Here is an 18000-nt window from a genome sequence, read left to right as displayed (position 1 = left end):
TTTTAAACGATTGAGAACGTACAACGATATGATGGAAACGGTCGTTGAATCATGGTATAATAAAGGCTCAGTGACCGTCATGGTCATACATGAGATAGAAAGAGCAATTCAAATAGACGGAATTATCAATCTAAAAAAAGAAGCAGGGATGACTTCACATGATGTGGTCTTTAAACTGCGGAAAATCCTAGGAACCAAGAAGATTGGCCATGGAGGGACTCTGGATTCGGATGTGGTCGGGGTGCTTCCGATTGCCGTAGGAAAAGCGACCCGGATGGTCGAATTTATGCAAGATGAGGGTAAAATCTACGAGGGAGAAATCACTTTGGGATTTTCTACCACGACGGAAGATGCCAGTGGTTTTAAAAAGGAGACTTTCAATCTGCCATGGAAAATATGTCCAAATATAATTTGAAAAAAATTTGGGGCAGATTAAGAGACTATACATTTTTAATATCAAGCTTTGAACTATTAGAAGTGTCTATCCATCTTCAAGATGTGCAAGATATTGCTTTCTTTGAGAACAGTTGTCCAATGCGCCAGATTCGAAAGATGGTAAGGCAAAACTCGTTGCTCAAGCCATAAAAGATATTGTATTTAATCAAGAAGTGAACGACTACTTCGATACTACCGAATCAGAAAGTAAGCTAGCTCGAATCATGTTCTCTTATTATGGAGCACTCAATGCTCAATTAAAAGGAGATGAAGCTCGTGCTCGAAGTTTGTTTGAAAGCATAGCCCATGAAAATCCAGAGCTTTTTATGTTCAGGAAGCGCAGAAATATTTAGAAGGAGAAAACTGATGTCGGAACGTAGAGCTTCACCGATTGGAAGTGTTGTTCGTGTGAGAGAAGGTGTGGAGTCACTCATGATAATAAATTGCTGTCCAGATATTAAAAAAGCAGAGGCAAAAATGAAACTAGGACCATTTGGATTGGGCTTATCAATAGGGGAGTAAAGCATGGAAATACAACTACAATTACGAGGAAACTCAGAGGGATTTATCCTTCAGTCGAAACTACCTGATGAAGAACATTGGACTGAGAGGATTGAAATCGTTCAAGAAGAGGAAGGTTATCGTCTATATGCAAAAGATGTAGAAATTCTTGTCTTGAAAGCATCAGAATACATTTCTAAAAGAAAAAGAATAGTCGCAAGAGGGTTAAATAAGGATTTGATTTATTTTGAAGAAGAAAGATTTGATCATTTATGGGAACAAGCATATTGGCATGGAGTTTTTCAATTCAATTTAAACAACTATGAAATGAAGTGTGTAGGTTCAGGTAGTAAAGGAGATATTCTACCTGTGACAAAAGATGGCATTCCGATTGCCGTTTATGCTGCAAGTAATATTGCAATTGCTGGAAAGAGAAACTTTTCTCTCTATACTGAAAATATTGACGAAATTGACAGTTTACTGATGTTTTATATAGTTGATTATATTAGGGGATATGACTTTTTAGATATTGATTCTTTATCTGCAAGATATCGTTACTTTTATCAATTCAGTGACCGCTCAGCTCTAACGAAGGAACATTTAGATATGCTTCCAGAGGGGAGAAGACCTTCCAAGTTAGAGGCGTTTATCATTTATTTTTTATCAGCTTTGCTTGTTGTGGTTGTCAGTTTGGTATCATTACGCTCTTGGTTCTTATTATTAGTAATTCTTCTGATACATTCTATTTATAATATCATAAAGAATTGGAGAAATAGAGATGAATAGTAGGGTATTTACCTATAGATTTATTATTGATGCTACATTAAAAGGAATCTTAAAAAAGGTACCAATAGCCTAATTAAAGGCATGAGAGGATGGTTTAATGATACTGGAACGAATGAAAAAAATTTATTAACCACATGATGAGAAAGGAAAATAGAAAGCAAGACATGGACGGAATTATTAATATAAAAAAAGAAGCGGGCATGACTTCGCATGATGTGGTCTTTAAACTTCGGAAAATCTTAGGCACCAAGAAGATTGGCCATGGAGGAACTTTGGATCCGGATGTGGTGGGCGTTTTACCCATTGCTGTAGGGAAGGCGACTCGTATGGTCGAGTTCATGCAGGATGAGGGCAAGGTCTACGAGGGGGAAATCACTCTGGGATATTCAACAACGACCGAGGATGCTAGTGGGGAAGTTGTCGCAGAGACTCCTGTTTTGTCTCCACTGGATGAAAAGCTTGTTGATGAAGCCATTGCTAGTCTGACAGGGCCTATCACCCAGATTCCACCAATGTACTCAGCAGTCAAGGTCAATGGGCGTAAGCTCTATGAATATGCGCGTGCTGGTCAGGAGGTCGAACGTCCAGAACGTCAGGTGACCATTTATAGTTTTGAAAGAACCAGTCCCATTTGCTACGAGGATAAACTTGCGCGTTTTACTTTCCGAGTAAAATGTAGCAAGGGAACCTATATCCGTACCTTATCGGTTGACTTGGGAGAGAAGCTTGGTTACTCCGCCCATATGTCTCATCTGACCCGAACCAGTGCTGCCGGTTTGTCACTGGATAATGCCTTGACCCTGGAAGAGCTTGCTGAAAAGGTAAGGCAAGGAGATTTGAGCTTCCTTCATCCACTTGAGATTGGTACCGGGGATCTGGAAAAAGTAGAGCTGACAGTTGAAGAGGTTGGCGAAGTCCAAGTGGGACGCTTTATTCCAGTTGAGAGCGAAGCCAGAGAGTTAGCTGCTTTTTACCAAGAGAAGTTGGTAGCCATTTTGGAAAAAAGGGAAGAACTTTACAAACCTCGCAAGGTTTTTCTGACAGAAAGTGTGTTACAATAAATTTATGAACATTTGTTATGTATCTAGTGAAAAAGAAATAAAAGCTCAAGCAGATACTGTTCTTGTCTTGGGCTATTTTGACGGTCTTCATCGAGGGCATCAGGAGCTCTTTCGGACAGCCCGCACTATTGCCGATGAGCAAGGACTTCGAGTAGCTCTTTTGACCTTTCCAGAATCTCCCAAATTGGCTTTTGCCCGTTACCAACCAGAATTACTCCTCCACCTCCAAAATCCAGAGGAGCGTTTTAAACGAATGGAAGAACTGGGAGTCGATGATCTATATCTTATCGATTTTACCAGTGATTTTGCGGCTCATACGGCCCAAGAATTCGTTACTACCTACCTAACAAGACTTCGAGCTCGTGTCTTAGTGGCAGGCTTTGATTATAGCTTTGGTAGCGATAAGAAAGTAGCTAGTGATTTGGGAACCTATTTTAAAGGCCAAGTCATCGTAGTTCCACCTGTCCTAGACCAGGGCAAAAAAATCAGCTCGACCCGTATTCGCCAGGCCATTGCCTCTGGCCAAGTGAAAGAAGCAGCTGATCTTTTAGGTTATCCCTTATCCAGTCGTGGCATCGTAGTCCATGGTGATGCACGGGGGCGAACCATTGGTTTTCCAACAGCAAATCTGGCACCGATCGATCGCACCCATCTCCCTCAAGATGGTGTTTATGTCGTCGAAGTAGAAGTGCTAGGTCAGCGTCACCGGGGGATGGCCTCTGTAGGGAAAAACTCGACCTTTGATGGGACGGAACTTCGCTTTGAAGCCAATATCTTTGATTTTTCAAAAGATATTTATGGACATACGATTCGGATTTTTTGGTTAGACAAGATTCGAGAAATGGTCAAATTTGATAGTGTAGAAGCACTCGTCGAGCAACTGCGCCAGGATGAGATCATGGCTCGTAAATGGACAAATTAATTTTTGTTAGAAATTCTCCCTTAAGGGGAGAATTTTCTTTGTCTAAATTAAAAAATCACTATGCAAGCATGGAATAATTTTGTATAATAGAGTCAGCTAAGTGTGTCCAAAAAAAGAAGAGAAGAACATGATTACATTATTTTTGTCTCCGAGTTGTACATCCTGTCGCAAGGCCAGAGCTTGGTTAGAAAAACATGAGGTTCCTTTTAAGGAACACAATATTATGACGAGTCCTCTAACAACTGAGGAGTTGCGTAATATTTTAGCTCTAACTGAGAACGGTACAGACGATATTATTTCAACTCGTTCTAAAATTTTTCAGAAGTTAAATGTTGATGTAGAGGATTTATCGATTTCTGCTTTAATCAAGTTGATTGAGGAGAATCCTAGTCTTTTGCGTCGCCCAATTATTCTAGACAAGAAACGGATGCAAATTGGTTTTAATGAGGATGAAATTCGCGCATTTCTCCCTCGAGGATATCGTAAGGAAGAGTTAAGATCTGCTACATTAAGAGCGGAGATCCATTAATATGAATAAAAATTATAGTTACCCACTCGATTTATCGTGGAGCACTGAAGAGCTTGCTTCGGTGCTTTCTTTTTTTAATCAGGTTGAACAAGCCTATGAACAAAAGGCAGATGCTCGTATCTACCTAGAAGCCTATAAGGCCTTTAAGAAAGTTGTCCCAAGTATTGGCGAAGAAAAGCGTCTGGGAAAGGAGTTTGAAGAGGTCAGTGGCTACTCACTTTACCGCGCAACCAAAGCCGCGAAAGAAAAAGGGGAAGGATGGTTTTCGATTGATCAATAAATTAGAATTTGCTAAGACCATTGTCAAAGAAGCAGGAAGCTATCTAAGAGAACACTTACATGACCAGCTAGCGATTACTGTCAAAACAAATCCGACGGATTTGGTGACTCAGATGGATCAGGAAGTGCAAGCAACCCTGGTTGGCAAGATTTTAGAAGCCTATCCAGAAGATCAAATTTTTGCTGAAGAAGATGAACTTCGTGCTCCTATTCACTCCGGTAAGGTTTGGGTGATTGATCCCATTGATGGGACCAATAATTTTGTGACCCAAAAAGAAGATTTTGCTGTTATGGTTGCCTATTTTGAAGAAGGTCTTGGTCAGTTTGGCTTGATCTATGATGTCATGCGCGACCATCTCTTTTTTGGTGGAAAGGATTTTGGAGTCTTTTGCAATGACAAAGAACTAAAACCGTTTCAAAATAGGCCTATTGGGGACTTATTAGTGGCTTCTAATGTCGGCATGCTCAAGTCCAACGCTTGGGGCATGGCGGATCTGGGAGCAGAGTGCTTGGGGATTCGGGTCTACGGGAGCGCTGGTATCAGCTTTACCAAGATTCTATCTGGTGGCATTTTAGGCTACTTTAGCTATATTTGGCCATGGGACTATGCAGCAGCAGCTATTATGGGTGAGTGCCTCGGATACTCAGTCTTGACCTTGGAAGGGAAAGAACCTAGCTATGAGACCTTGGAGCCTATCATGATGGTCCCAACTTGTAAACTAGATGAGATTCAACCCTTTTTGACGAAAGGAAAAGACGCATGACCTTTCCTCAAGGATTTAAAGAAAAGTATACCCAACTACTTGGAGAGGAGGCTGAGGCCTTCTTTCAAACCTTTGACGAGCCGGCCGTATCTGCCTATCGGACTAATCCATTGAAGGCGGAGCAAATCAGAGGTGATGAACCTATTCCAGGCATGCCTTGGAGTTACTATGGCAAGGTATCAGGGAAATCCATTGCCCATGTCACTGGACTGGTCTATTCGCAAGAACCGGCTGCCCAAATGGTAGCCCAAGTAGCTCATCCAAAACCAGGTATGAAGGTCTTGGATCTTGCGGCAGCACCGGGTGGCAAGACGACCCACTTGCTCTCTTATTTAGACAATCAAGGACTCCTTGTTTCCAATGAAATCCACAAGGGCCGCTCCAAGATTCTAGTCGAGAATGTCGAACGCTTTGGAGCCCGTAATGTCGTGGTGACCAATGAATCAGCCGATCGCTTGGCTAAGGTTTTCCCAGCCTATTTTGATTTGATTGTTTTGGATGCTCCGTGTTCTGGTGAAGGCATGTTCCGGAAGCAGCCAGATGCTATGGACTATTGGCATCCTGATTATCCAGCCCAATGTGCTGGTCTCCAGAGAGAAATCTTAACAGATGCTATCAAGATGCTGGCACCAGGTGGACAGCTAGTTTATTCGACCTGTACCTGGGCACCGGAAGAGAATGAAGAGATTGTCTCTTGGCTCTTAGAAGAATATGAGTTGGAATTGCTACCGATTGAAAAAATCAATGGCATGGTAGAGGGGATCGGCTATCCTGAAACAGCCCGGATGTATCCCCATCGTTTCAAAGGGGAAGGGCAATTTGTTGCTAAATTCCTTTATCAGGGAGAGCCTGAAGCCAAGAAGATCAAGGAAGGCCGTTCCAATCTAACGGCTGAGCAGAAGAAGTTGTGGCAAGCTTTTGCCAAGGATTGCCTGGCCATTGACCTAGAGGGCCTCTACCAATGTTTTGGAGACCAGCTTTATCTCTTGCCGGTTGGACTTCCTGATTTGAAAAAGGTCAAGATTGCTCGCAATGGATTGCACCTTGGAACCTTTAAGAAAAATCGCTTTGAACCTAGCTTTGCTTTGGGCCTAGCTCTGAAACCAGATCAAGTGAAGAAATCGGTCAGCTTGTCGGATCCAGACTTTATGAAGTACGTGGCTGGAGAGACTATTCAGCTAGATCAAGACTACCCAAATGGTTGGTATCAGGTCTTAGCTGGAGGAAATGGTTTAGGTTTTGCAAAAGTGACTGGACGGACCTTAAAAAATTTCTTTCCTAAAGGTTTGAGATTTAGATAAATTATTAGGAAATGCCGTCTTTCTATGTTATAGTGGAAATAGAGTGATTCTTGCTAGAATACTAGAAGATAACAAGTGTTTAGAGATAAGATTTAAACGATATTTGATTATGATTCAAGGAGACTTACATTGAATAAATGCAAAAAGCTAGTCCTTGGGCTAGCAACAGTAGCACTTGCAGCTTCTCTTTCTGCCTGTGCGTCTTGGATTGACCGTGGAGAAGCGATTACAGCTGTTGGATCAACAGCCCTACAACCGCTCGTTGAAGGGGTGGTAGATCGTTATATTGAAGAGCATCCCGGTAAGATTGTCAATGTCCAAGGGGGTGGATCTGGTACAGGTCTTTCTCAGGTCCAATCAGGAGCTGTCGACATTGGAAATAGTGACCTTTTTGCAGAGGAAAAAGATGGCATCGATGCTTCTAGCTTGGTAGACCATCAAGTAGCAGTAGCAGGAACATCCATCATTGCGAACAAGGGGATTTCCGTAGACGATTTAACTACTGAACAATTGCGTAAGATTTTTACTGGTGAATATACCAACTGGAAGCAATTGGGTGGTGAGGACTTGGAAATTACCATTGTGAACCGTGCAGTAGGATCTGGTAGCCGTGCTGTATTCGATGACATCATCATGGACGGCAAAGATCCTAAACAGGCTCAGGAACAGGATTCCAACGGAATGGTGAAGAACATTGTTTCCCAGACTCCAGGTGCCATTTCTTATCTGGCCTTTACCTACGTGGATGATAGTGTCAAAACCATGAAGTTAAATGGCTATGAACCAACTAAGGAAAACGTAGTGAATAATAACTGGCCAATTTGGTCCTATGAACACATGTATACCAAGGGTGAGCCAAGTAAACTGGCAAAGAAATTCTTGGATTATATGATGACAGATGAGGTCCAGCAGGAAATCGTTGGTAAGATGGGCTATATCCCAATCAATGATATGAAAGTCAGCCGTGATCTTGACGGTAACATTACGAAGAAATAAGAAGAATTAGGTAAAACATGAACGAAGTAGCAAAAAAAATGCTCGCAAAGTCCAATAATTCTCGTTTGGAAAAATTTGGTAAAACCATTACTTTCTGCTGTATGAGTTTGATTGTCTTTGTTGTAGCTTTGATTTTGATTTTTGTAGCCCAAAAGGGATTATCGACCTTCTTTGTCAACAAGGTTAATGTCTTTAGTTTCCTTTTTGGATCCACTTGGAATCCGTCAGGGAAAGAATTTGGGGCTTTGCCAATGATCTTGGGTTCCTTCATTGTAACCCTTTTGTCTGCCTTGGTGGCGACGCCTTTTGCCATCGGTGCGGCAGTCTTTATGACAGAGGTTTCTCCAAAGGGAGCTCGTCTCTTACAACCAGCCATTGAGTTGTTGGTAGGGATCCCTTCTGTTGTTTACGGATTTATTGGTTTGCAAGTGGTGGTTCCATTTGTTCGTTCCATCTTTGGTGGGACAGGGTTTGGAATCTTGTCAGGGGTCTTTGTCCTCTTTGTCATGATACTTCCAACTGTGACCTTTATGACAACAGACAGCTTACGGGCAGTACCTCGTCACTATCGGGAAGCAAGTATGGCTATGGGAGCGACTCGTTGGCAAACCATCTGGCATGTCACCTTAAAGGCCGCTCGCTCCGGTATTTTTACGGCAGTTGTCTTTGGAATGGCCCGTGCCTTCGGTGAAGCCTTGGCTATTCAGATGGTAGTCGGAAACTCAGCGGTTGTTCCAACATCTTTAACGACTCCAGCTTCCACCTTAACCTCTATTTTGACTATGGGAATCGGAAATACCGTTATGGGAACAGTTAACAACAACGTTCTCTGGTCACTTGCCTTGGTGCTCTTGCTGATGAGTTTGGCATTTAACAGCGTTATCAAATTGATCACGAAAGAAAGAGGTAAGAAGAACTATGCACGCTAAAAAAATAGATAAGATAGCGACAGGAACTCTCTATGCTATTGCTGGAATTATAGTTACGATTCTTGCCTCTTTGATTCTCTATATCCTGGTTAGAGGGTTACCGCATGTGTCTTGGACCTTCTTGACCAGCAAATCCTCCTCTTACCAAGCGGGTGGAGGGATTGGGATTCAGCTCTATAATTCCTTCTTCCTCTTAGTCATTACCTTGATTATTTCCTTCCCACTTTCTTTGGGGGCAGGGATCTACTTGTCAGAGTATGCCAAGAAGGGCCCATTGACCAACTTGGTTCGGACCTGTATTGAGATCTTGTCTTCTCTCCCATCGGTCGTAGTCGGTCTCTTTGGCTACTTGGTCTTTGTAGTGCAGTTCCAATATGGCTTCTCGATTATTTCTGGAGCCTTGGCCTTGACGGTCTTTAACCTGCCACAGATGACGCGGAACATTGAAGATAGTTTGCAAAACGTCCACCATACACAAAGAGAGGCAGGACTTGCGCTTGGGATTTCTCGTTGGGAAACCGTGATTCACGTGGTGGTACCTGAAGCTTTACCAAGTATCATTACGGGTGTTGTACTAGCTTCTGGACGGATTTTTGGGGAAGCAGCGGCCTTGATTTATACAGCTGGTCAGTCTGCCCCAGCCTTGGATTGGAGTAACTGGAACCTCTTTAGTGTGACCAGTCCGATCTCTATTTTCCGTCAAGCAGAAACACTAGCAGTCCACATTTGGAAGGTCAATAGTGAAGGTACCATTCCAGATGCGATTGAAGTATCCGCTGGATCGGCAGCAGTTTTGTTGATCTTCATTTTGATTTTCAACTTTGGAGCGCGTAAGCTCGGTACTTACCTCCATAAGAAATTAACCTCAGCATAAAAGGAGAAGAAATGTCAAAGTACAATTGGGATGAGAAACATATCATTACTTTTCCTGAAGAAAAAGTGGTCCTTTCGACCAAAGACTTGCATGTCTACTATGGTTCAAATGAATCCATCAAGGGCGTGGATATGCAGTTTGAGAAGAATAAAATCACAGCTTTGATTGGTCCTTCTGGATCTGGAAAGTCCACTTATCTTAGAAGTTTGAACCGGATGAACGATACCATTGATATTGCGCGTGTGACTGGTGAGATCTGGTATGAAGGGATCGACGTCAACCGTCCTGATATCAATGTCTATGAAATGAGAAAGCATATTGGGATGGTCTTTCAACGACCAAATCCGTTTGCCAAGTCAATCTACCGCAATATTACCTTCCCTCACGAACGGGCAGGAGTCAAAGACAAGAAGGTCCTGGACGAAATCGTAGAAAAATCCTTGAAGCAAGCAGCCCTCTGGGATCAGGTTAAGGATGACTTGCACAAGTCCGCATTGACCCTCTCAGGTGGTCAACAGCAACGCCTCTGTATTGCCCGTGCGATCTCTGTGAAACCAGAGATTTTGCTTATGGATGAGCCAGCTTCAGCCTTGGATCCTATCGCGACTGCTCAGTTGGAAGAAACCATGCTGGAGTTGAAGAAGGACTATACGATTATCATCGTGACCCACAGCATGCAACAGGCTGCTCGTGCCAGCGATTATACAGGATTCTTCTATCTAGGCGATTTGATCGAGTATGATAAAACAGCCAATATTTTCCAAAATGCAAAACTACAATCAACCAACGACTATGTGTCTGGTCACTTTGGATAGGAATTGGCAACTTAGAAACAACATAAGGATGAAAACATGACAGAACCAATTTTGCAAGTCAAGGACTTGTCGGTTTATTACAATAAGAAAAAGGCACTGAATAGTGTGTCACTGGATTTCACCCCTAAAGAAATCACGGCTTTAATCGGTCCTTCTGGATCTGGGAAGTCTACCTTGCTCAAGGCTATTAACCGGATGGGAGATTTGAACCATGAGGTGACGACGACAGGAACCGTCATCTACAATGGTCACAATATCTATAGTCCACGGACTGATACGGTGGAGCTCCGTAAGGAAATCGGGATGGTTTTCCAACAACCCAACCCCTTCCCAATGTCTATCTATGACAATGTCACCTATGGACTCATGATTAATGGAATCAAGGACAAGCAAGTCTTGGATGAAGCGGTCGAAACCTCTTTAAAAAACGCTTCTATTTGGGATGAGGTCAAGGATCGCCTTCATGATTCAGCAATCGGGCTTTCAGGGGGGCAACAACAACGGGTTTGTGTGGCGCGTGTATTAGCAACCAGTCCAAAGATTATCCTCTTGGATGAGCCAACCTCAGCCTTGGATCCGATTTCTGCTGGAAAGATTGAAGAAACGCTTTATGGGTTGAAGGATCGTTATACCATGCTCTTAGTGACGCGCTCTATGCAACAAGCCAGTCGGATCTCGGATAGAACGGCCTTTTTCTTGGATGGGGACCTCATCGAGTATGATGACACCTCAAAAATCTTCTTGAACCCTGCTCGTAAGGAAACAGAAGATTATGTATCAGGGAAGTTTGGATAAGAAAGGGAAAGTAAATGTTACGCGTACAATTTGAAGAAGATTTAGAAAAACTTCATAACCAGTTTTATGCTATGGGAAATGAAGTCTTGACCCAGATTAATCGCACGGTTCGAGCTTTTGTCACTCATGACCGGGATCTGGCACGTCAGGTGATCGAAGATGATGCAGAGATTAATGAATATGAAGTGAAGTTGGAGCGCAAATCCTTTGAGATGATTGCCCTTCAACAACCGGTTTCTCAGGACCTTCGGATGGTTATGACAGTCTTAAAAGCTGTGTCTGACGTCGAACGTATGGGAGACCACGCGGTATCTATCGCTCGTGCAACCATCCGTATGAAGGGGGAACTTCGTAGTAAGGTTGTAGAAGAAGAAATTAGCAAAATGGGTCGAGAAGTCAAAGACTTTGTTGAAGCAACCTTGGAGCTCTACTTAAAAGGGGATGTTGAAACGGCCTATGAAGTAGCGACTCGCGATGAAAAGATTAATGAGTATTATGATCGTATTCAAGAGTTGGCAACGGAAGAAATCAAGCATAATCCTGACTTGATTATCACTGGGCGTGATTACTTCCAAGTCATCAACTACTTGGAGCGTATTGGTGATTACGCTAAAAATATCTGTGAGTGGGTTGTCTACTTCGAAACTGGAAAAATTGTGGAATTATAAGAAAAGTAAGTCTGAGGTCATGATCTCAGACTTTTGTCTTTTTGTAGACCTGGTTTTGCCCCCTCTTACCTTACAGTTAGTAGGATTTATGTTAGAATAGAAGATGAGAAAAAATGAAGAAGGAGTTACTCATGCAAGCAGTTGCACATTTTATTGATACATTTGTACCTAAGCACTACGATCTATTCTTAGATTTGAACCGCTCTAGTAAAACTTTCTCAGGGAAAGTGATCATTAGCGGAGAAGTAAAAGAGACTCGCATCTCTCTTCACCAAAAGGATTTGACCATCGAAACAGTAGAAGTAGCAGGTCAAAACCGTCCATTTACGGTGGATGATGACAATGAAGCAGTCTATGTCGAATTAGAAGGGACAGGTCAAGTAACGATTACCTTGACCTATTCAGGTAAGATCACAGACAATATGACAGGAATTTATCCTTCTTACTACACAGTAGATGGTGTGAAGAAGGAAGTGATCTCTACTCAGTTTGAGAGCCATTTTGCGCGTGAAGCCTTCCCAAGTGTGGATGAGCCAGAAGCCAAAGCGACCTTTGATTTGGCTGTGAAGTTTGACCAAGAAGAAGGAGAAATCGTTCTTTCTAACATGCCTGAAATCGATGTGGAAAACCGCAAAGAAACAGGTATTTGGAAGTTTGATACGACTCCACGTATGTCTTCTTATCTCTTGGCCTTTGCGGCTGGAGACCTCCAAGGGGTGACAGCTAAGACCAAGAATGGAACCCTAGTCGGTGTCTACTCTACCAAAGCTCACCCATTAGAAAACTTGGACTTCTCATTGGATATTGCCGTTCGTGCTATTGAATTTTATGAAGACTACTATGGCGTGAAGTATCCAATCCCTCAATCTCTTCATATCGCCCTTCCAGACTTCTCTTCAGGTGCGATGGAAAACTGGGGCTTGGTAACCTACCGTGAAGTCTACCTTCTTGTTGATGAGAATTCGACTGCCCAAAGCCGTCAAACAGTAGCCTTAGTGGTGGCTCACGAGTTGGCTCACCAATGGTTCGGAAACCTCGTGACCATGAAATGGTGGGATGACCTCTGGTTGAATGAAAGCTTCGCCAATATGATGGAATATGTCAGCTTGGATGCCATCGAACCAAGCTGGAATATCTTTGAAGACTTCCAAACAACTGGTGTGCCTGCTGCCTTGAAACGCGATGCTACAGATGGCGTTCAATCAGTCCATGTGGAAGTGAAACACCCAGACGAGATCAACACCCTCTTTGACCCAGCCATCGTTTACGCTAAGGGTAGCCGTCTCATGCACATGCTTCGCCGTTGGTTAGGCGATGACGCCTTCCGTAAAGGGTTGAAGATTTACTTTGAAAAACACCAATACGGAAATACCATCGGTCGTGACCTTTGGGATGCTCTTGGGCAAGCTTCAGGTCGTGATGTCGCAGCCTTTATGGATTCTTGGTTGGAGCAACCAGGATACCCTGTTGTCTCAGCTGTTGTAGAGAACGATACCTTGATCATCCGTCAAGAGCAGTTCTTCATCGGAGAAAGAGAAGAAAAAGGCCGTAAGTGGGTTGTTCCATTGAATAGCAACTGGACAGGTATTCCAGATACCTTGGAAACTGAAGTCTTAGAAATTCCAAACTACAGTGCCTTGAAAGCAGCTAACAACGGAGCTCTTCGCTTCAATACAGAAAATACAGCTCACTATATCAGTGACTACCGTGGGGAATTGTTAGAAGACATCCTTGCTGAACTTGCTAACTTGGATAGCACTTCGAAACTACAAGTGGTTCAAGAACGCCGTCTCTTAGCGGAAAGTGGTCAAATTTCTTATGCAAGCCTCTTGCCAGTGATTGAACATTTGACAGAAGAAAGTTCCTACTTGGTCGTTTCTGCTGTTTCGAGCGTCTTGAGCGGAATCAGTCTCTTTGTGGATGAAGGAACTGAAACAGAAGTAGCCTTCCATGAGTTGTTGAAACGGATGAACCGTTACAACTTCGAACGCTTGGGACTGGAAGCTAAGCCTGGTGAAACAGAAGAAGACGAAAAAGTTCGTCAGCTAATGATTGCTAATATGATTAAGGCCAATGATGAAGCTGCACAAGCACAAGCGAGCGCTATCTTTGAAGCGCACGCAGCTGATCTAGAAAAACTTCCAGCTGCCATTCGCTTGCAAATCTTGGTCAACCAAATCAAACACCAGGAAACCAAGGCGCTTAGCCAACAATATCTGGATACCTATGTGAAGACAGTTGATGGAAACTTTAAACGCCAGTTGGCGGCTGCCCTTTCTTATACCAAGGATGAGGAAACTTTGGAAGCTCTATTGAAGGAGTGGAAGAACAAGGATGTGGTGAAACCTCAGGACTTGGCTATGAGCTGGTACTTCAATTTCTTGCACCATGACTTTACCCAAGGAAGAACCTGGACTTGGGCGCGTGAAAACTGGGATTGGATCAAGAAAGCACTCGGTGGTGATATGAGCTTTGATAAGTTTGTCATCTACCCAGCTAACTGTTTCAAGACCCGTGAACGGTTGAATGAATACAAGGCCTTCTTTGAGCCTCAATTGGATGATATGGCGATCAGCCGTAATATCAAGATGGGAATTAAAGAGATCGCGGCTCGTATCGATCTTATCGAGCGGGAGAAAGCAGCGGTTGAAACAGCCCTTCTAGCAACTAAATAAAGAAAAAAAAGCTCCTAGAGAGGAACCTACAGGTTTGTAGGCCTCTCTAAGAGTTTTTATTTTGCTTTTTTGAAATATGGGAGATGTTTGAGATTGCGATAGAGAATAACTGCGAAAACCGTTGTCAACGTCATCTTAATCAAATCTGGTAATACAAAAGGTAGGACGACCAGTTTTACGGTGAGATCCAAACTCTGGTGGGTAATGAGCATAAAACCTAAGGCACCCCCAATAAAGAGGACGACTTCCCCCAAGGCGTTAGCTAGGAAGATACGAATGGGCTGTCCCTTTTGGCCAGCGAGGCTAGAGGTAACCAAAGCACGAAGGGGAAAGAAGAAAAGGAATCCAGCAGTGGGACCGTAGAAGGAGCTGATGCCTCCGTGACCACCTGCAAAGACGGGGAGGCCAATGGCACCTAAGAGGAGGTAAATGAGAACAGAAAGGGTGGCTTCTTTTGGACGGTAGATGCTGGCGATCAATCCAATCGCTAAAGTCTGAAGCGTGATAGGAATGGGTCCAAGTGGGATTGTAAAAGGAGATAGGGCAGCAATCAGAGCTGCTCCAAGAGCAATTAATGTCATTGATTCTATTTTTTTCAAAACAGTAAACCTCGCTTTATTTTTATGGTAACTATTCTACAAAAAAGAATGCAAGCCTGTCAAGTCCTCTATTCAGCTGTGACAATTGTCTCCATCCTCATTTTAGGAAAGTTTAAGAAAAAATTTAGTCACGATTAAGGAAGAATCGGTAAACTATCCCTATCTAAACAAAGGCCTTGTTTAAATAATTTAAGGAATGGAAAGAATGCAAGCTTCGAATGAACAAAAGCAAGAAAGAACTGAAAAAATGATTGTCGTTAAGAAAAGTCCTAAGTGGTGGGCAACTGCCGCAACAACAGGAGGACTTGTCGTAGGAATGACTGGTGGATTTGGCTTGGGAATGTTGGCGACAGCCAATACGACTCCCCAACGCCAACAAGCAGCAGTAGCTACACAAAATAGTAACCAGCCTGCCCAAAACCATCAAGGACAAAATAGCCAGGGGAAGGATCAAAATAGCCCTTCAAATGCTCAAGGTTTCAAAGGACAAAATGGTGGTCCAGGGCAAGGACAAATGAACGGTCAACCACCTCAAGGAGGGGGGCCACAAGGTGGTCAAGGACAAGATGGATTTGGTGGTGGACCAGGCGGTATGCCACCGCGAGATGGCCAAAACGGTGGACCAGGACAAGGAGACATGAATGGCCAACCACCACAAGATGGAGGGCCTCAAGGTCAACAAGACAAGCAACAAAATGGAAAATCCAATAAAAAGTCCTCCAAGAAATCCTCTTCGAAAAAATCGTCTAGCAATACAAACAATTTATCAAAGGATGAGACAGGAACAGCAGGCTAAGAAAAAAGTTGAAATCGCTATCTGAATGCTACTGAATGAAGCCTGGTCATGTTATAATAGAGTAGAAAATACTCGTCATCCCTGTATGGAAGAATGAGAAGGAGAAGTACACATGATTAAGATTCTATTAGTCGAAGACGACCTCGGTTTGTCTAATTCAGTATTTGATTTTTTAGATGACTTTGCAGATGTCATGCAAGTCTTTGATGGAGACGAAGGTCTTTATGAGGCTGAAAGTGGCATCTATGACCTCATTTTGCTAGACCTCATGCTCCCTGAAAAAGATGGTTTCCAAGTTTTGAAAGAATTGAGAGATAAGGGTGTCTCCACTCCAGTATTGATTATGACAGCCAAAGAGAGCTTGGACGATAAGGGCCATGGGTTTGAGTTAGGGGCAGATGACTATCTGACCAAGCCCTTCTACCTAGAAGAGCTCAAAATGCGGATCCAAGCATTGCTGAAGCGCTCTGGTAAGGTCAATGAAAATACCCTTTCTTATGGGAATGTAACCGTTAATCTTTCGACAAACTCTACGCTTGTTGAAGGGAAAGAAGTGGAGCTATTAGGGAAAGAATTTGACCTTTTGGTTTATTTCCTTCAAAATCAAAATGTTATCCTTCCAAAAACACAAATCTTTGATCGACTTTGGGGATTTGATAGCGATACGACCATTTCGGTTGTCGAAGTGTATGTTTCTAAGATTCGTAAGAAGTTAAAAGGAACAGACTTTGCAAAAAATCTCCAAACATTGCGTAGCGTGGGGTACATTCTGAAAGATGCTCAATAAAATAAAAAAAACTGTTAATGCGGATGACTTTTCTTATTTCATCCGCTATTTCGGACTCTTTACCTTAATTTTCTCAACCATGACCTTGATTATTATTCAAGTGATGCGGTCAAGTCTCTATACAACGGTTGATGAAAATTTAAAGATGCTGAGTAAAGATCGTTATTCCATCATTAGCTTGGCAAATCGTACAGGAAATGGGATGGGAAGAGACGAACCAGCTAATGACCGACCAGAAGATGATGAACCTGATCCTGAGGATGGCCCTAGACCATCGGTCACTTCCAATAGTACAGCCATCCTCTTGAATGATAATTTTGAAAATGTGACGACGGACAATGGTTTTCTTGATTTAAAAACAGTGACCTTTAGTCGCAGCTATTTAAACAAGATCAAGCAGATTCAAATCACCAATCATTATAAGCAGAATGAAAGCTACCGGGCTTATTTGGTGGATATTGATCCCGATGATTATATCGATGGGGTGAAATATGCCGTGATCATGACCAATATCAGCCAGTTGGAGCAGACCAGTGAAAAACACGAGAGCCAAATCGCCTTGGTCATGATTTGCTTCTGGGGCATTTCCCTCTTTGCAAGTATCTTCCTGGCTAAAATGAGTGTGAAACCTCTCTTAGAGAGTATGAATCGGCAGAAGGCTTTTGTCGAAAATGCTTCTCATGAATTGCGGACACCTTTAGCCGTTTTGCAAAATCGTTTGGAAACCCTGTTCCGAAAGCCAGAGGCAACAATTATGGAATCCAGTGAGAATATCGCCTCCTCTTTGGATGAGGTTCGCAATATGCGCTTACTGACAACCAATCTCTTAAACTTAGCCCGTCGAGATGATGGGATTAAACCTGAGTTTTGTGAAATCCCTCCCTCTTTTTTCGACCAAACCTTTGCCAATTATGAAATCATTGCCGAGGAAAATGATAAAATCTTCGAGTATGAGAATCATGTCGAAAGGAGTCTGGTGTCTGACAAGGTCCTACTGAAACAGCTGATGACCATTTTGTATGACAATGCCCTCAAATACACAGAGGAAGAAGGAAAGATACGGTTTGTCGCCCAATTCAAGGATCGCTATCTCTATCTTCGGGTAGAGGATAATGGACCAGGGATTGCAGACGAAGATAAAAAGCGGATATTTGATCGATTCTACCGAGTGGATAAGGCGCGTACGCGTCAAAAGGGTGGTTTTGGTTTAGGACTGTCCTTAGCCAAGCAAATCGTAGAAGCCTTTAATGGCACCATTACTGTTCGAGATAACAAGCCGAAAGGTGCTATTTTCGAGGTCAAACTAGCAACCAAGTCAGATAGTAAAAAGAAATCAACTTCTAAATCAACGAAAAACAAGTAAAGCTGAGGAATCTTTAACTTAGATGAAGCAAAAGACTTCTAAAACTTTCCAAAGGTGAGAAGGGACGTCAGCGAACTTCTACGAAGTTCCATGACTTAGTTTTGAACCTAAGGTTTCAAAACTCC

20 protein-coding genes and 1 pseudogene are annotated in these 18000 nt (G+C 42.9%); 20 read left to right on the top strand and 1 reads right to left on the bottom strand.

Annotated features, from left to right (window positions below; genetic code table 11):
- Positions 1-112: 112 nt before the first annotated feature.
- The 17 genes and pseudogenes from truB (ADH49_RS09730) to ADH49_RS04075 all read left to right on the top strand — a co-directional run.
- Positions 113-361, top strand: a pseudogene (gene truB, locus ADH49_RS09730) (tRNA pseudouridine(55) synthase TruB); the annotation flags it as partial.
- 166 nt (positions 362-527) lie between these two features.
- A complete protein-coding gene (locus ADH49_RS09725) occupies positions 528-788 on the top strand; it encodes a hypothetical protein (protein WP_238656208.1) in 261 nt (86 codons plus the stop codon).
- A gap of 13 nt (positions 789-801) precedes the next feature.
- Positions 802-957 carry a hypothetical protein gene (locus ADH49_RS10270; protein ID WP_185761515.1) on the top strand — a complete coding sequence of 52 codons (156 nt, stop codon included), beginning with the start codon at positions 802-804 and terminating at the stop codon, positions 955-957.
- A 3-nt stretch (positions 958-960) separates the two neighbouring features.
- Complete coding sequence (locus ADH49_RS04140; protein WP_048689987.1) at positions 961-1722, top strand: hypothetical protein; 762 nt, start codon at positions 961-963, stop codon at positions 1720-1722.
- A gap of 164 nt (positions 1723-1886) precedes the next feature.
- Positions 1887-2783 (top strand): tRNA pseudouridine(55) synthase TruB, encoded by an 897-nt coding sequence (truB, locus tag ADH49_RS04135; RefSeq protein WP_048689984.1) that lies wholly within the window; start codon positions 1887-1889, stop codon positions 2781-2783.
- A 4-nt stretch (positions 2784-2787) separates the two neighbouring features.
- Positions 2788-3705: a bifunctional riboflavin kinase/FAD synthetase gene (locus tag ADH49_RS04130; RefSeq protein WP_048689980.1), complete on the top strand. Its 918-nt coding sequence runs from the start codon at positions 2788-2790 to the stop codon at positions 3703-3705.
- Positions 3706-3832: 127 nt separating this feature from the next.
- Positions 3833-4234 (top strand): Spx/MgsR family RNA polymerase-binding regulatory protein, encoded by a 402-nt coding sequence (locus tag ADH49_RS04125; RefSeq protein ID WP_040803090.1) that lies wholly within the window; start codon positions 3833-3835, stop codon positions 4232-4234.
- A gap of 1 nt (position 4235) precedes the next feature.
- Entirely contained in the window at positions 4236-4514 is a 279-nt protein-coding gene (locus ADH49_RS04120) for a UPF0223 family protein (protein ID WP_048689976.1), read from the top strand.
- Entirely contained in the window at positions 4504-5277 is a 774-nt protein-coding gene (locus ADH49_RS04115) for an inositol monophosphatase family protein (RefSeq protein ID WP_048689972.1), read from the top strand. Before ADH49_RS04120 ends, ADH49_RS04115 begins: the two co-directional genes overlap by 11 nt.
- Entirely contained in the window at positions 5274-6578 is a 1305-nt protein-coding gene (locus tag ADH49_RS04110) for an RsmF rRNA methyltransferase first C-terminal domain-containing protein (RefSeq protein WP_048689970.1), read from the top strand. The genes ADH49_RS04115 and ADH49_RS04110 overlap by 4 nt, the downstream gene beginning before the upstream one ends.
- 129 nt (positions 6579-6707) lie before the next feature.
- Positions 6708-7574 carry a phosphate ABC transporter substrate-binding protein PstS family protein gene (locus ADH49_RS04105; RefSeq protein WP_048689967.1) on the top strand — a complete coding sequence of 289 codons (867 nt, stop codon included), beginning with the start codon at positions 6708-6710 and terminating at the stop codon, positions 7572-7574.
- Between the two features lie 17 nt (positions 7575-7591).
- Positions 7592-8503, top strand: coding sequence for a phosphate ABC transporter permease subunit PstC (gene pstC / locus ADH49_RS04100; RefSeq protein ID WP_006596571.1), 912 nt, complete (start codon positions 7592-7594; stop codon positions 8501-8503).
- Complete coding sequence (gene pstA, locus ADH49_RS04095; protein WP_048689962.1) at positions 8493-9377, top strand: phosphate ABC transporter permease PstA; 885 nt, start codon at positions 8493-8495, stop codon at positions 9375-9377. Before pstC ends, pstA begins: the two co-directional genes overlap by 11 nt.
- 11 nt (positions 9378-9388) lie before the next feature.
- The gene (gene pstB / locus ADH49_RS04090) at positions 9389-10192 is read left to right on the top strand and encodes a phosphate ABC transporter ATP-binding protein PstB (RefSeq protein ID WP_048689960.1); all 804 of its coding nucleotides are present in this window, start codon (positions 9389-9391) and stop codon (positions 10190-10192) included.
- A gap of 36 nt (positions 10193-10228) precedes the next feature.
- A complete protein-coding gene (pstB, locus tag ADH49_RS04085; protein ID WP_048689957.1) occupies positions 10229-10987 on the top strand; it encodes a phosphate ABC transporter ATP-binding protein PstB in 759 nt (252 codons plus the stop codon).
- A gap of 14 nt (positions 10988-11001) precedes the next feature.
- Positions 11002-11655, top strand: a complete 654-nt coding sequence (phoU, locus tag ADH49_RS04080) for a phosphate signaling complex protein PhoU (RefSeq protein ID WP_006596567.1) — start codon at positions 11002-11004, stop codon at positions 11653-11655.
- A 131-nt stretch (positions 11656-11786) separates the two neighbouring features.
- On the top strand, positions 11787-14330 hold the full coding sequence (locus ADH49_RS04075; RefSeq protein ID WP_048689954.1) for a M1 family metallopeptidase: 2544 nt from the start codon (positions 11787-11789) through the stop codon (positions 14328-14330).
- A gap of 56 nt (positions 14331-14386) precedes the next feature.
- Here the strand turns inward: ADH49_RS04075 and ADH49_RS04070 are convergent, their stop codons facing one another.
- Positions 14387-14929 carry a biotin transporter BioY gene (locus tag ADH49_RS04070; RefSeq protein WP_048689947.1) on the bottom strand — a complete coding sequence of 181 codons (543 nt, stop codon included), beginning with the start codon at positions 14927-14929 and terminating at the stop codon, positions 14387-14389.
- Positions 14930-15134: 205 nt separating this feature from the next.
- Here ADH49_RS04070 and ADH49_RS04065 point away from each other — a divergent pair, with 205 nt between their 5' ends.
- From ADH49_RS04065 to ADH49_RS04055, 3 genes are all read left to right on the top strand, one after another.
- On the top strand, positions 15135-15725 hold the full coding sequence (locus tag ADH49_RS04065) for a hypothetical protein (protein WP_048689944.1): 591 nt from the start codon (positions 15135-15137) through the stop codon (positions 15723-15725).
- A 112-nt stretch (positions 15726-15837) separates the two neighbouring features.
- Positions 15838-16512 carry a response regulator transcription factor gene (locus tag ADH49_RS04060; RefSeq protein WP_006596563.1) on the top strand — a complete coding sequence of 225 codons (675 nt, stop codon included), beginning with the start codon at positions 15838-15840 and terminating at the stop codon, positions 16510-16512.
- A complete protein-coding gene (locus ADH49_RS04055; RefSeq protein ID WP_048689941.1) occupies positions 16502-17875 on the top strand; it encodes a sensor histidine kinase in 1374 nt (457 codons plus the stop codon). The genes ADH49_RS04060 and ADH49_RS04055 overlap by 11 nt, the downstream gene beginning before the upstream one ends.
- Positions 17876-18000: the final 125 nt, after the last annotated feature.

Origin of the sequence: Streptococcus sp. 400_SSPC (assembly GCF_001072745.1) — a bacterium.
GTDB classification, from domain to species: domain Bacteria; phylum Bacillota; class Bacilli; order Lactobacillales; family Streptococcaceae; genus Streptococcus; species Streptococcus xiaochunlingii.
The sequence above is the reverse complement of the archived record's forward strand: the minus strand, read 5'-3'. Positions and strand labels throughout refer to the sequence as shown.